Here is a 14,056-nt window from a genome sequence, read left to right on the forward strand (position 1 = left end):
GCGACATGCCCGCTCGGCAATCGAGAAGAACCGGAAGACCGGGTGCGGTGTTACGCCGTGCCGTGGCCCTCACCGCCGGGGCCGTGCTCGTCTGGACCGGCGGCACCTTCGTGCTCGCGCCCGCCGCCCAGGCCGGCACCGTCACCCCGACCGTCCACTGCACCCTGCCCGCCGGTCAGGGCGAGGCGACCGGGCCGCAGCAGATGAGCGTCGACCTGTCGCCGTCGATCGTCGACCCGGGCGGCAAGGTCCACGCCAAGGTCACCCTCGGCCCGTCCCCCGCCACCAGCGGCCTCAGCCTGAGCGACGTACCCACCACCCCCAGCATCGACTTCGCCATGTCCGGCGGCGCCACCGGCACGGTCACCGTCACCGGCCCCCAGGTCAACCTCGACATCCCGTCCGGCAAGCCCATCGAAATCCCGCCGTACGAAGGGGACTTCATCATCCCCGCCGACGCGAGCGGCCCGATCTCCTTCACCCCGGTACGCAATCTGACGCGTACGAAGGTGCTCGGATCCACCTACGAGACCCCGTGCGACGTGGTGAGCGGCGGCGGCTCCATCGGCACGGTGACCGCCGAGGGCACCGCGGGCCATCCGGCCACCCTGACCGCGCCCGCCACCGCCGTCCGGCCGTCCACAGCCGTCACCCTGTCCGGCAGCCTGTGGACCGCGGGCGCCACCCCCGTACCGTCGCTGTGCGCGGCGGACGGCGGCGGCTGCGATCCCGCCAAGTTCGTCTCCAGCACTCTCTCCATCAGCGGCTCCGGGGAACTGAGCGGCAGCGCGGTGCTCGCCGCCGCCGGCACCGTGCCCGACGGTTCGTACCTGGTGAAGGTCGGCGACGGTACGAAGGAGGCGACCGCGCCCCTGACGGTCAAGGCCTTCGTCCCCGCCGGGCCGCGGGCCATCGCGCTCTCCCGCTCCGGTGCGCCGGTCGGCAGCGTCATCTCCGTCACCGGCAGCAACTACTTCCAGGACCGGTGGATCAACACCGTCGGCCTGGACGCGAGCGGGGCGACGCTCGACGACACCGCCGTCTATGTGAAGAGCACCCCCGACGGCACGTTCAGTGCCGAGTTCACCGTCTCCGATCCGGCCATCGCCGCCATCCAGGTCGACGAGGGCAACGATCCGGCCACTGTGCTCACCACACCGTTCACCGTGACCGACGCCTCCGCGACGCTCTCCGCGGGCGCGGCGAAGGTCAAGCCGGGCGGGACGATCGCCCTCTCCGGTGGTGACTGGCCGTCCGGCACCACGCCCACCGCCGCGCTCTGCGCCGCCGACGGCGGGTCCTGCGACAGTGCCCGGATCAGCGGCTCCACCCTCCGGATCGGCGCCGACGGCACACTCGCCGGCACGGTCACCGTGGCCGGATCCACCCCGCGTGCCGTGTACGCGCTCCAGGTCACCGCCGGGGGAGTGCAGGCCCTCACACCGCTGACCGTCGCCCCGTCCTTCATCGTGCTCACCCCCTCGGCCGGACCGAAGGGCACGGCGGTCACCGTCGTCGGGCAGGGCTTCGCGAAGGTCGCGACCGTGTCCATCGTCGGGCTGCGGGCCGACGGCTCGCAGACGTCCGACCCGGCGAAGACCAAGGTGGTGGGGCTGGACGGGGCGTTCTCGCAGACCTTCACGGTCAACGCCACCGACACCGTCGCCATCCGGGTCCGGGAGGTACTCGTCAACCCGCGCACCGAGACGGCGGCGTTCACCGTGAAGGACGGAACCGCCCCCGCCGGACCGTCCTTCGCGCTCTCGCCGCCCGAGGGGCCCGTCGGCACGGCGGTCCAGGTGACCGGACGGGGATTCGCCCCCGTCGCCACGGTCTCGGTGACGGGCCGCACCGCGGACGGGAAGCAGACCGCCGACCCGTATGTCACCCGGATCGTCGGACTCGACGGCACTTTCGCCCTCGACTTCACCGTCCGTGACCCGGCGACGAAGTCGATCCGGGCCTGTGAGGTGCTCGTGAACGGAAAAATTGTGCAGCAGACATTCACCGTGAGTTGACGACAGTTCACTTCCGGTGCGTGAAGTGCCGTGAAGGCGTCGGCCGACCTGGACGCGCGTAGACCTCCGGGATCCGGCCGACGCCGCGCTGACCGGCACTTATGCTGCTTCAAGCCAACTCCCGTTCCGGCGACGCCCGGATTCTGGACGAGGCCTTCCGCTGAGCGGACTCGCTCGCTACTGTCCCAAAAAATGAACGCCCCGTGGCAGAGCCGCTCCGGGGCGCAGCCGGTGCCTGGTTAGGCCGGCGGCCTCTCCGTGCGTCGCCGCTGGGACCGGCGGCGCACATTCCGTGGGAACCAGCCGCTGCCGCTCATCAAAGAGGAGAGGGCGTCGTGACCGCGGAAACCTCCCAGACGCTCGACCGGGGCCTGAGGGTCCTCAAACTGCTTGCCGACACCGACCACGGTCTGACCGTCACCGAATTGTCCAACAAACTCGGGGTCAACCGGACCGTGGTCTACCGCCTGCTCGCCACCCTGGAGCAACACGCCCTGGTCCGCCGCGACTTGGGCGGCCGGGCCAGAGTGGGCCTGGGCGTGCTGCGCCTGGGCCGTCAGGTGCACCCGCTCGTGCGCGAGGCCGCGCTGCCCGCGCTGCGCTCGCTCGCCGAGGACATCGGGGCCACCGCCCACCTCACGCTGGTCGACGGCAGCGACGCGCTGGCCGTCGCGGTCGTCGAGCCGACCTGGACCGATTACCACGTGGCCTACCGGGCCGGCTTCCGCCACCCGCTGGACCGGGGTGCCGCGGGCCGCGCGATCCTCGCCGCCCGCCAGAAACCGGTCGGCGAGACCGCCTTCACCCTCACCCACGGCGAGCTGGAGGCCGGGGCGAGCGGGGCCGCGGCGGCTCTGGTGGGGGTGACCGGGGTCGAGGGCAGCGTGGGTGTGGTGATGCTCGCGGACTCCGTACCCGAGCGCGTCGGGCCCCGCGTGGTGGACGCGGCCCGCGAAGTGGCGGACGCGCTCCGATAGAGGGCCATCGGCCGGCGGGGCAACCGGCCGACTGGGAAACCGCCCGGCTGGGAAATCGCCCGGCTCGGAAATCGCCCGGCTCGGAAACCGCCCGACTGGGAAACCGGCCGCCCGGGAAACCGATGGGCCCGGAGAACCGATGGGCCCGGAGTGTCGCCGGGCCGAGCGGTCCCCGCGGGGCCGGTCGCGGACCGATTACCGATATCCGGGGCGGATTCTGGCCGGTTCATGTCTTCGCGGGCGCCCGGCCGGGCCGTATGTTTTCCGGGCTCACGCCTTGACCGGAGCGCGTGACCATTTCGGGGGGTCCGGATGGATGGTTCTGTTTTCCTGCTTCTCGTCATCCTGGGCATCGTCGTGTACTTCCTGCCCTTCATGATCGCCGCGGGGCGCGGGGTGAACACCGGCTCGGTGTTCGTGATCAATCTGTTCCTCGGCTGGACGTTCATCGGCTGGGTGGTCGCCCTGGCCATGTCGATGGGAAGCCGTCGGCGGACGCCGTAGGAACGCCCACAGGGCCTGTTCGGCGGATCACGGCCGGGGTCGGCGTACGGGGCGCCCGGCCCGTGCGTCTGGGCCGGGCCGGTTAGATTGGGCGGGTGCTCACTCGCCTCTCGCGCCCCCGTGCCCTCGTTCTGTGCGCCCTGCCCGTCCTCGCCCTGTTCGGTGTGGCCGCGTTCGCACCGCTGCCGTTCACCCTGGCGCAGCCCGGCTCGACGGCGAATGTGCTCGGGAGCGATCACGGCACGCCCGTGATCAGCATCAAGGGCACGCCGACCCGGACCACCGAGGGCGAGCTGCGGATGACGACGATCGTCGCGACCGGGCCGACCGCGGACGTCGGTATCGGTGATGTGATCGACAGCTGGTTCCGTACGGACCGGGCGGTCCTGCCCCGTGAGTCCGTCTACCCGAGCGGCGGCTCCGAGAAGGAGATCGAGAAGCACAATCTCGACGACATGCGCAAGTCGCAGGACTCCGCGGTCGACGCCGCCCTGAACTACCTCGGGAAGAAGCCCGGCTCGGTCGATGTGACCCTGCACCTCGCCGATGTGGGCGGCCCCAGCGCCGGTCTGTTCTTCGCGCTCGGCATCGTCGACAAGCTCGACGGCGACGGCTCCGGCGGCGATCTCACCGGCGGCCGTACCGTCGCGGGTACCGGCACGATCCAGGCGAACGGCGAGGTCGGTGCGGTCGGTGGGGTGTCGCTGAAGACCCAGGCCGCACGCCGCGACGGGGCGACCGTCTTTCTCGTGCCGAAGGCGGAGTGCAGGGAGGCGCGCGCCGAGCTCCCCAAGGGGCTGCGGCTGATCCCGGTCACGACGCTGAAGAGCGCGGTGTCCTCGCTGAAGGCGCTGGAGCAGGGCCACAAGGTCCCGGGCTGCTGATCTCCTCGGACGCCTGCGCAGGCAGGGACGCGCGGTCGGCCACCGCCCCCGCCTCGTCCATCGTGCGCCATGCCGGGAAGACCAGCGGGCTCAGCGTCGCCAGCAGGTACACCCCGCCCATCGCCAGCAGCGCCCCGCGCACGCCCGCGCTTTCCACCAGCAGGCCCGCCGCGAGACCGCCCACCGGCATGGCCAGCTCGCCGCCCGCCGTGAGGACCCCGGAGACCCGGCTGCGCAGCTCGTCGGGGACCGTTCCGTAGATCACCGTCGTCAGGATCGGGTTCAGCACCCCGCCCGCGAGACCGCTCAGCGCCATGGTCACGGCGAGCGGCAGGGTCGTCCCGGTCAGCGCCGCGACCATGTACCTGGGCGCGCCGCACAGCACCACGCACACCGTGAACACGGCCCGTCGCGAGAAGCGGTGCCCGACCGCCCCGTACAGCAGCGCCCCGGTCAGCCCGCCCGCGCCGAACAGGGCGGTGAGCAGGCCGATGTCCCCGGCCCCGCCCAGTTCGGTGGCGGCGTGCACCGGAAGCAGGACGGCGTTCCAGCCCTGGTCGGTGCCGTTCATGAACAGGACCGTCACCACGACCGCCAGCAGCAGCCGGTTGCCGAGCAGGTAGGTGAAGCCTTCGCGCATTTCGGTGCGGTAGGCGCGCAGCGAGACCGGCGCCGCGGCCTTGCGGGGCTCGGCCGCGCGCACCCCCCGGATGCCCGCCGCGATCAGCAGCGCGGAGGTCAGGAACGTCGCCGCGTCCAGCAGCAGTACGGTCTCCGCGCCGACGAGCGCGATCAGCACGCCGGCCAGCGCCGCCCCGACCATCCTGGCACCGCGCGAGACGGCGTCGAAGAGGCTGGCGGCGCGGGCCAGGGTGGTACCGGCGTGTTCGGCGAGATCCGGCACCAGGACGTAGCGCGCGGTGTTGCCCGGGGTGTGCAGGAGTCCGCCGACCGCCATCAGCGCGCACAGCATCCAGAAGGCGAGGGCGTCGGCGTGGTGCAGCAGCGGAATGGCGGCGACGGCGAGGCCGCACACCAGGTCGGAGGCGACGGAGACCCGGCGCCGCCCGATCCGGTCGATGACGGGGCCGCCGATCAGGGCGGAGACGACGATGGGCAGGGTCGCGCAGAAGGCGACGACACCGGCCCGGCCGGCGCTTCCCGTGGTCTCCAGGACGAACCACGGGACGCCGATGAGGGTGAGTGAAGTACCGGCCGTGGATATGGAGTTGGCGGACAGTACGGCGATCAGCGGGATACGGCTGCGGTCCCCCCGGCCGTTCACGCCGGGCCGGCTGCGGCCGAGGCGCCAACGGGGTGGCGGGGCAGGACGCGCAGCCCCAGGTCGACGAGGGCCCAGCCCAGCCGGGTGCGCAGCCCGGTGCGCGAGGGGGTGGGAACGAGGCCGAATTCCTGTGCCTGCTCTCGCAGTTCGGTGGAGCGCAGGTGGTGCAGCCGCAGATGGTTGTCGGGGTGCATGGCGGTGTCCTTCCGGTCAGGAGGGGCTCGTTGCCCGCCGGGGCGTCGTGCTGCGGGCTCGTTGCCCCGCGGGCGGATTACTCCGTGGGGCGCGGGAAGAAGTGCACATGGCTGCGGACGTTGGCCGATCCCTCGGTGCCTTCCGGGACCCGGCCCCGGTAGCTCTCGATGAGGTCGTGGACCTTGAGGATCAGCTCCTCGGTGAGATCCGGGGTGAGGCGCACCGCGAAATCGCTGATGTCCCAGCCGTCGCGCCATTCCTCGGGCCATTCGCGCATGGTGCCGACCCAGGTGTTCAGCTCCTGGGCGTGCGAGTTGGCGATCTCGTGGAGTACGACGTCGACCGCGCCGCGGACCTCGGGGTCCGGGTGGGTGAGGAATCTGCCGCTGTCGAAGATGGTGCCCCGGTGTGCGGCCCGCCACCAGCGCTCGCGGCCCTTGCCGCGCTCCGGGTCGTCCTCGACGAAGCCGTACGCCGCCAGCTGCCTGAGGTGGTAGCTGGTGGCGCCGCTGGACTCGCCGAGCCGGCCGGCGAGACCGGAGGCGGTGGCGGGGCCGTACTCCCGCAGGGCGGTCAGCAGGCGCAGTCGCAGGGGGTGGGCCAGCCCGCGCAGGGTGCGGGCATCGACCTTGTGGATGTTCTCGGTTTCGGCGGAGGGCTCGGCGCCGTCCTCTGGTGCGGGCATGGGACAACCGTAGAGTTGCAAAACTCTCTTTGCAACAAGTTTTTTGCAGTGGATTCTTTGCAACGGAATCTTTGCGAGCGGCGGGCGCCGATCGGGGGAGGGCGGCGACGGGGCTCCCGGCTCAGCCCTGCTTGATGAACCCCTCCTGGATCAGCCAGTCCTTCGCGACCTCGTGCGGGTCCTGCCCGTCCACGTCCACCTTGGCGTTGAGCACCTGGGCGACCTCGGTGGTCAGCTTCTTGCTGACCGGGTCGAGCAGCGCGGCGATCTGCGGATACTTCTCGAAGGTCTTGGTGTGGATCACCGGCGCCGCGTTGTAGTTGGGGAAGAAGTGCTTGTTGTCGACGAGCACGTCGAGGTCCATCGCCTTGATCCGGCCGTCCGTGGTGAACACCTCGCCCAGCAGGCAGGAGCCGGACTTCGAGACCTGGGTGTAGATGATCCCGGCGTCCATCTTCTTGATGTTGGAGGCCGGGAGCGACATCCCGTAGGCCTTCTGCATGCCCGGCAGCCCGTCGTCGCGCGAGGCGAACTCGTTCTCCACGCAGATCGTCACCGCCGACGGGTCCGTCCTCGCCAGCGCCGCGACGTCGGAGAGCGTCCTCAGGTGGTACTTCGCGTTGTTCTTCCGGCTGATGGCGAGCGCGTAGGTGTTGTTGAGCGTGGACGGCGTCAGCCAGGTCACCCCCTTCCTGCGGTCCTCGTCGCGGACCGCCTCCCACTGCTTCACCGGGTCGGGGATCGGCTTCGCATGGCCCAGATACGTGATCCAGCCGGTGCCCGTGTACTCGTACATCGCGTCCGCGTCGCCCTTGACGATCGCCTCGCGCGCGCTGATCGAGCCGGGCAGGTTCGTCCGGTCCAGGACCTCCGCGCCGGCGGCCTTGAAGACCAGGCCGATCATCTGGCCCAGGATGATGTTCTCGCTGAAGTTCTTCGAGGTGACGGTCAGCGAGGCACCGTCCAGCGGCTTCCCCCGGCCGACCGAGCCCGGCTGCACGTCGTCCGCCATCGGCGAGCCGCTCTTCAGCCCGCACCCGGAGAGCACCAGCGCCAGCGCCACCGCCCCCACCAGGCCGGCCCGTACCTTCCGCGGAGCCATCACCCCACCTCCAGTCCGCGCGGCGTCAGCGCCACCTCGGCCAGCGAGGCCAGCCAGTCCACCAGCAGCGCCAGTACCACCGTCAGCACGGAACCGAGCACCAGCACCGGCATCCGCTGGGTCTGGATGCCCGAGGTGATCAGGTCGCCGAGACCGCCGCCGCCGACGAAGGTGGCCAGCGTCGCCGTGCCCACATTGAGCACCAGCGCCGTACGCACCCCGGCCAGGATCAGCGGGACGGCGAGCGGCAGTTCGACCTTGGTGAGCGTCCCCGTCGCCGACATGCCGATGCCGCGCGAGGCCTCGATCAGGTTCGGCTCGATCGCCTTGAGACCGGCCACCGTATTGGAGAAGACCGGCAGTACCGCGTAGATCACCATGCCGATGATCGCCGTCGAAGGACCGATGCCCAGCCAGATCACCAGCAGCGCCAGCAGACCGATCGCCGGTGTCGCCTGCCCGATGTTGGCGACCGCCGTGACCACCGGGGCGCCCTTGCGCAGCCTGCGCCGGGTCAGCGCGATCCCCAGCGGAATGGCGATGATCAGCACCCAGAACGTCGAGATCGCGGTCAGCCGCACATGCTGCCACCAGCGCAGCTGCACATTGCCGCCGGTCAGCGAGTTCCGCGCGATCGAGTCGAGATGGACGTTGGTGATCCACAGATACGTGACGACCAGCACGATCGCCAGCACGAGCGGCATCACCACCAGCTTGCGCCAGGTGATCCGGCGCGGCGGACCGGCCGGTGGCGGGGCGGGCTCCTCCTCCTCGTCCCGGAACGCATGGCCCTTGACGTCGTGCTCGCCGGGCGGGCGGTCCTTGTCGGAGGAGGGGACCGGGCGCTCGGCGCGCGCCCGGCGGGAGGGCTCGTGGTTCAACGGCGAGTTGGGGGTCATGCGCCCGCACCGCCCTCCAGCTCCGCCTCGGTCTGGTGGCTGCGCATCTCCTCCAGATCGTGCTGGTGCTCGATGGCGGCGAGCCGGTCGGCCTCCAGCAGCTCATGGACGGAGTTCATCAGGGTCTGCATGTCGACGACCCCGATGAACTCGCCGCGCCGCCCGGTCACCGCGACCCGCCCGCCGCTGTCGGTCAGCACCGCCTCCAGCGCGTCGTGCAGCGTCGCGTCACGCGTCACCGTGTCATGGACCAGCTGCCCGGCCCGCGCCAGCGAACCCCGGGCCCGCATCAGGTCGCCGCGCCGCAGCCACTTGTACGGGCGGTTCCTGCGGTCCAGCATCAACAGCTCGTTGTGCGGGCCGCTGCGCAGCTTGTTGAAGATCGACTGGAGCGGGTCGTCGACCGTCACCGTCGGGAACGCGGCCATCTCCACATCCCGTACGCGGGTGAGGTTGAGCCGCTTCAGCGCCGCCCCGGCCCCGACGAAGCCCGACACGAAGTCGTCCGTCGGATTGGTGAGGATCGCCTCCGGGGTGTCGAACTGCGCGATGTGCGAACGTTCCCGCAGCACGGCGATCCGGTCACCCAGCTTGATCGCCTCGTCGAAGTCGTGGGTGACGAAGACGATCGTCTTGTGCAGTTCGTGCTGGAGCCGGATCAGCTCGTCCTGGAGGTGGTCGCGGGTGATCGGGTCGACCGCGCCGAACGGTTCGTCCATCAGCAGCACCGGCGGATCCGCCGCCAGCGCCCGTGCCACGCCCACCCGTTGCTGCTGGCCGCCGGAGAGCGCGCGGGGATAGCGCCCGTGGAACTCGCGCGGATCGAGCCCCACCAGATCGAGCATCTCCTCGACCCGGTCCTTCACCTTCGACTTCGACCAGCCGGTCATCTTCGGTACGAGGGCGATGTTCTCGGCGACCGTCATGTGCGGGAAGAGCCCGGACGACTGGATCGCGTAGCCGATCTTGCGGCGCAGCTTCACCGGGTCGATGTCGGTGACGTCCTCGTCGTCGATCCTGATCCGCCCGGACGACGGCTCGATCAGCCGGTTGATCATCTTCAGGGTGGTGGACTTCCCGCAGCCGGACGGGCCGACGAAGATCACCGTCTCGCCGGCCTTGATCTCCATCGAGACGCTGTCCACCGCCGGGTTGGGATTGCCCGGATAGCGCTTGGTCAGGTCCTCCAGCTGGATGGTCGCACCGGATGTGGTCCTCTTCGTCCCGGAGCTCCCGGAGCTCCCGGAGCTCCCGGAGCTCCCGGTCCTCCCGGCGTCCGTGCTCCCGGTGGCGGTCTCAGACACGAATCCCCCTTGGAATGGTGAGCCGCCCGAGCAGTACGTACGCGGCGTCGAAGAGCAGGGCCAGGATGACGATGCCGAGCGTGCCCGCGAGCACCTGATTGAGCGCGTTGGCGCTGCCCAGCGAGGCGATGCCGCGGAAGATCTCGTTGCCCAGGCCGGGACCGGAGGCGTACGCGGCGATGGCGGCGATACCCATCAGCATCTGTGTGGAGACCCGGATGCCGGTGAGGATCGGCGGCCAGGCGAGCGGGAGTTCCACCCGGAACAGCCGGGCCGGCCGCGACATCCCGATGCCCTTCGCGGCGTCGACCAGCGCCGGATCGACGCCGCGCAGCCCCACGATGGAGTTGCGGACGATGGGCAGCAGCCCGTACAGCGTCAGAGTGATCACCGTGGGCGCGACACCGAGGCCGACGAGCGGGATGAGCAGACCGATCGCGGCGAGGGAGGGGATCGTGAGGATCGTCGCCGTCGAGGTGATGGCCAGGGACCCCGCCCAGCCGCTGCGGTAGGTCACGACCCCGATCAGGATGCCCAGCGCGGTGGCGATGACCATGCACTGGAACACGGCGCTGACATGCTGGTACGCGTCGGTGAGCAGCTGTTGGTGCCGGTTGCCCAGGTACTCCCAGAAGCTCACGCGTCACTCCTCGGCTCAGTCGTTGTCCTCCGCGGCCTGCTCGACGAGCGGGATGATCCGCAGCGGGACCGGGTTCTCCATGACGATGGCCGTGGAGGCCCGGACGATGCCATCAAAACCGACAACCCGGTCGATCACCCGTTGGAGATCGGCGTTGGAACGCGCGACGAGACGGCAGAGCATGTCGCCGTGCCCGGTGGTGGTGTGCAGCTCCAGCACTTCCGGTACACCGGCCAAGTGGGCCCGTACGTCGGCTCCTTGACCCTGCTTGATCTCCAGCGTGGCGAACGCGGTGACGGGATAGCCGAGCGCCGCCGGATCGACCGTCGGGCCGAATCCGCGGATGACTCCATTCGACTGAAGCCGGTCGAGCCGGGCCTGCACCGTGCCCCGGGCCACGCCGAGCCTGCGCGACGCTTCGAGCACACCGATGCGGGGCTCATGGGCCAGCAGCACGATGAGCCGCCCGTCCAGTCGATCGATCGCCATGGTCATCTCCGAAGGGGTGGGCGTGATGGTCATCATGTACAGATAGCCCGCTCATCATCCCGACCCGCTGTACAGATTGCCCAGCCGATTCACAAACTATTGCGCACCTTGCGAAGCGGAGAGAGTCTTCGGACATGACTGAGACTCTGCACACCACCCCCGAGACAGCCCGGCAGGCCGACCCCTTCCCGGTCAAGGGAATGGACGCGGTCGTCTTCGCCGTCGGCAACGCCAAGCAGGCCGCGCACTACTACTCGACGGCCTTCGGCATGAAGCTGGTCGCCTACTCCGGACCGGAGAACGGCAGCCGCGAGACGGCGAGTTACGTACTGACCAACGGATCGGCGCGTTTCGTCTTCACCTCCGTCATCAGGGCCACCACCGACCACGGCCGCTTCCTCACCGCCCATGTGGCCGAGCACGGCGACGGCGTCGTCGACCTGGCCATCGAGGTCCCGGACGCCCGCGCGGCCTATGCGTACGCGGTCGAGCACGGCGCCCTCGGCCTCGACGAGCCGCACGAGGTCAAGGACGAGCACGGCACCGTCGTGCTCGCCGCGATCGCCACGTACGGCAAGACCCGGCACACCCTCGTCGAGCGCTCCGGCTACGACGGCCCCTACCTCCCCGGCTACACCGCGGCCGACCCGATCGTCGAGCCCCCGGCCAAGCGCACCTTCCAGGCCATCGACCACTGCGTCGGCAACGTGGAACTCGGCCGGATGAACGAGTGGGTCGGCTTCTACAACAAGGTCATGGGCTTCACCAACATGAAGGAGTTCGTGGGCGACGACATCGCCACCGAGTACTCCGCGCTCATGTCGAAGGTCGTCGCCGACGGCACCCTCAAGGTCAAGTTCCCGATCAACGAACCGGCGATCGCCAAGAAGAAGTCCCAGATCGACGAGTACCTGGAGTTCTACGGCGGCGCCGGCGTCCAGCACATCGCGCTCGCCACGAACGACATCGTCGCCTCGGTGCGCGCGATGCGGGCGGCCGGCGTCCAGTTCCTCGACACCCCGGACTCGTACTACGACACCCTCGGCGAGTGGGCGGGCGAGACCCGCGTGCCCGTCGAGATCCTCCGCGAGGAGAAGATCCTCGTCGACCGCGACGAGGACGGCTACCTGCTGCAGATCTTCACCAAGCCGGTCCAGGACCGCCCGACCGTCTTCTTCGAGATGATCGAGCGCCATGGCTCGATGGGCTTCGGCAAGGGCAACTTCAAGGCCCTCTTCGAAGCGATCGAGCGCGAGCAGGAGAAGCGCGGCAACCTCTGACCCCAGGGTCGGCACACCACAGGCTCCGGGCTGCTCAGCGGCCGCCCGGGGCCTGTGGCGTCGGTACGGGACGCTGCGGTTCGGGCTGCCGCGGCTGCGGTTCGGCCGCTTCCGGCTGCTGAGGCTCCGATTCCCGCGGTACGGGCTTCTGCCGCTCCGGCTGCGGTTCCGGCGCCGCGGCCGGTGCCCCCGGGGATGCCGGCGCCCGCGATGCCTGCGGTGCCTGCGATGCCTGCGATGCCTGTGGTGACGGAGGTGCGGGGGGCTCCGGCTCCGGGGCGGGACGCTCGGCATGCGGGGGAGACGCCAGACCGTCCAGGGACTCCTGGGCGGCCGGACCGTCCAGCGGCGAGAACCGCGGGTTGGAGCGCATGGCCTTCTCCAGGTTCCGGCGCGCCGGACCGTAGTCCCGCAAGGCCTTCTGGACCACGCCCAGGTGGTACGCGTACGAGGCGTCCTGCCCGCCCGTGTCCACCGCGCGGGCCGCGTACGGCAGCGCGGCGGACGGTTCGTCCGAGCGGTACAGGGCCCAGCCCAGCGCGTCCGCGACCGCCGCGCTGCGGTGGCCGCGCGCCCATTCGGCGTCCAGCAGGCCGACCGCCGCGTCCGGATCCCCGTGACCGGCCTCGAAGCGGCCGCGCAGGAGCGCGTTGTCCACGCCCCGGGCATCGTCCCGGTCGAGCGCCTCGCGGAGCGCCGCGTACTGGCCGCGGGCGTCGTCGTCCATCCCCATCGACTCGTACAACTCGCCCAGTTCCAGCATGTATTCGGGCCGGGGGAGACGCGCCAGCGCCGCCCGGTAGTCGCGCCGCGCCTCGTCCGTGCGGCCGAGCGCCACCAGCGCCCTGGCCCGGCCGGCGAGCGACGGATGGTGCGTCCGGTCGGTCCGCAGTGCCGCGCCGTACTGTGCGACCGCCTCCTCCGGCTCGCCCCGCGCCCAGGCCAGCTCGCCCAGCAGGGCCAGGCACTCCGCCTTCTGCACGGGGGTGTCCGCCCGGTCCGCCGCGTCCTGCGCGTTGGCCTGCGCGTCCTCGCGCCAGCCGCGGTCCAGATACATCCTGGCCGTCTGCACGAGCGCCGGAACCCCCGCACGCAGCGCCGTGAACCGTTCCACCGCCGTCTTCACCGACTTGTAGTCCCCGAGACCGGCGTACGCCTCGATCAGCGCCGGATAGACGGCCCACTGCTTCGGCTGCCGCGCCCGTACCGTCTCGCCCCACTTCTTCGCCGTGCCGAAGTCGTGCCGGGCATCGGCCAGCGCCGCGAGCCCCACCCAGGCCTCCGTGTTCCCGCTCTCACCCCGCCGCACGTCCAGCGAGCGCTTCAGCGCCTGCTCGGCCCGCCCGTAGTACGCCGTGTCCGCGGAACGGCGCGCCCACTCCACGTAGGCCGTACCGAGCACCGCCCAGGACCGCGCGTCGGACGGATGGGTGCCCACCCAGCGCTGCCGGTCCCCGATCAGCGCCGTCAGATCGGAGAGCGAGGCCGGGGAGCCGGCCGCCGTCGCCGTCAGCGCACGCGAGACCGGACCGGGTACGGGCGGCGCGGCCTTCTCCCCGTCGTCCGGAACGGCCACCACCGCACCCGTCACCAGCACCGCACCCGCCACCGCCCCCAGGGCCGCCCGGCGCAGCGTCGTACGCAGCGAGAGCGGCGGGAGTTCGTCCTCCGAAGCCGGGTCGAGGAGCGCGGACAGCGCGGAGGCCCCGGAGAAGTCGGAGGCGTCAAGGGGAGCGCGGCGGCTCGGGCCGGGGGACTGCGGAGGCTGCTGCGGCATGACATCCATGCCGATCA

General features: G+C 70.8%; 14 protein-coding genes. 5 read left to right on the forward strand and 9 right to left on the reverse strand.

The annotated features are described in order from the left end of the window. Positions 1-47 precede the first annotated feature (47 nt). From AB0D53_RS17245 to AB0D53_RS17260, 4 genes are all read left to right on the forward strand, one after another. Positions 48-2,018, forward strand: coding sequence for a hypothetical protein (locus AB0D53_RS17245; RefSeq protein ID WP_362446666.1), 1,971 nt, complete (start codon positions 48-50; stop codon positions 2,016-2,018). A 335-nt stretch (positions 2,019-2,353) separates the two neighbouring features. Further along, positions 2,354-2,995 carry a helix-turn-helix domain-containing protein gene (locus AB0D53_RS17250; protein ID WP_124723277.1) on the forward strand — a complete coding sequence of 214 codons (642 nt, stop codon included), beginning with the start codon at positions 2,354-2,356 and terminating at the stop codon, positions 2,993-2,995. A gap of 312 nt (positions 2,996-3,307) precedes the next feature. Then, a complete protein-coding gene (locus AB0D53_RS17255) occupies positions 3,308-3,499 on the forward strand; it encodes a superinfection immunity protein (RefSeq protein ID WP_362446669.1) in 192 nt (63 codons plus the stop codon). A gap of 95 nt (positions 3,500-3,594) precedes the next feature. Next, positions 3,595-4,383: a S16 family serine protease gene (locus AB0D53_RS17260; RefSeq protein WP_362446671.1), complete on the forward strand. Its 789-nt coding sequence runs from the start codon at positions 3,595-3,597 to the stop codon at positions 4,381-4,383. On the opposite strand, the gene AB0D53_RS17265 is transcribed toward AB0D53_RS17260, so the two are convergent. The 8 genes from AB0D53_RS17265 to AB0D53_RS17300 form a co-directional block, all read right to left on the reverse strand. Continuing rightward, positions 4,313-5,668, reverse strand: a complete 1,356-nt coding sequence (locus AB0D53_RS17265; protein ID WP_362446674.1) for an MFS transporter — start codon at positions 5,666-5,668, stop codon at positions 4,313-4,315. The two genes, AB0D53_RS17260 and AB0D53_RS17265, sit on opposite strands and share 71 nt — an antisense overlap. Further along, a complete protein-coding gene (locus AB0D53_RS17270; RefSeq protein WP_362446677.1) occupies positions 5,665-5,862 on the reverse strand; it encodes a hypothetical protein in 198 nt (65 codons plus the stop codon). Before AB0D53_RS17270 ends, AB0D53_RS17265 begins: the two co-directional genes overlap by 4 nt. 77 nt (positions 5,863-5,939) lie before the next feature. After that, a complete protein-coding gene (locus AB0D53_RS17275; RefSeq protein WP_362446680.1) occupies positions 5,940-6,548 on the reverse strand; it encodes a winged helix-turn-helix domain-containing protein in 609 nt (202 codons plus the stop codon). 121 nt (positions 6,549-6,669) lie between these two features. Further along, entirely contained in the window at positions 6,670-7,650 is a 981-nt protein-coding gene (locus tag AB0D53_RS17280) for a glycine betaine ABC transporter substrate-binding protein (RefSeq protein ID WP_362446683.1), read from the reverse strand. Next, entirely contained in the window at positions 7,650-8,549 is a 900-nt protein-coding gene (locus AB0D53_RS17285; protein WP_362446686.1) for an ABC transporter permease, read from the reverse strand. The genes AB0D53_RS17280 and AB0D53_RS17285 overlap by 1 nt, the downstream gene beginning before the upstream one ends. After that, positions 8,546-9,745 (reverse strand): betaine/proline/choline family ABC transporter ATP-binding protein, encoded by a 1,200-nt coding sequence (locus AB0D53_RS17290; protein ID WP_362447077.1) that lies wholly within the window; start codon positions 9,743-9,745, stop codon positions 8,546-8,548. Before AB0D53_RS17290 ends, AB0D53_RS17285 begins: the two co-directional genes overlap by 4 nt. Positions 9,746-9,845: 100 nt before the next feature. Beyond that, complete coding sequence (locus tag AB0D53_RS17295) at positions 9,846-10,493, reverse strand: ABC transporter permease (protein WP_362446689.1); 648 nt, start codon at positions 10,491-10,493, stop codon at positions 9,846-9,848. Between the two features lie 15 nt (positions 10,494-10,508). Further along, the gene (locus AB0D53_RS17300) at positions 10,509-10,982 is read right to left on the reverse strand and encodes an Lrp/AsnC family transcriptional regulator (protein ID WP_329818261.1); all 474 of its coding nucleotides are present in this window, start codon (positions 10,980-10,982) and stop codon (positions 10,509-10,511) included. Between the two features lie 134 nt (positions 10,983-11,116). Between AB0D53_RS17300 and hppD the strand changes: the two genes are divergently transcribed. Continuing rightward, positions 11,117-12,262, forward strand: coding sequence for a 4-hydroxyphenylpyruvate dioxygenase (gene hppD / locus AB0D53_RS17305; protein WP_362446693.1), 1,146 nt, complete (start codon positions 11,117-11,119; stop codon positions 12,260-12,262). A gap of 34 nt (positions 12,263-12,296) precedes the next feature. Here hppD and AB0D53_RS17310 read toward each other — a convergent pair whose 3' ends face one another. Next, positions 12,297-14,048: a tetratricopeptide repeat protein gene (locus tag AB0D53_RS17310; RefSeq protein ID WP_362446696.1), complete on the reverse strand. Its 1,752-nt coding sequence runs from the start codon at positions 14,046-14,048 to the stop codon at positions 12,297-12,299. Between the last annotated feature and the right edge of the window lie 8 nt (positions 14,049-14,056).

Origin of the sequence: Streptomyces sp. NPDC048295, from assembly GCF_040652135.1 — a bacterium.
Lineage (GTDB): Bacteria > Actinomycetota > Actinomycetes > Streptomycetales > Streptomycetaceae > Streptomyces.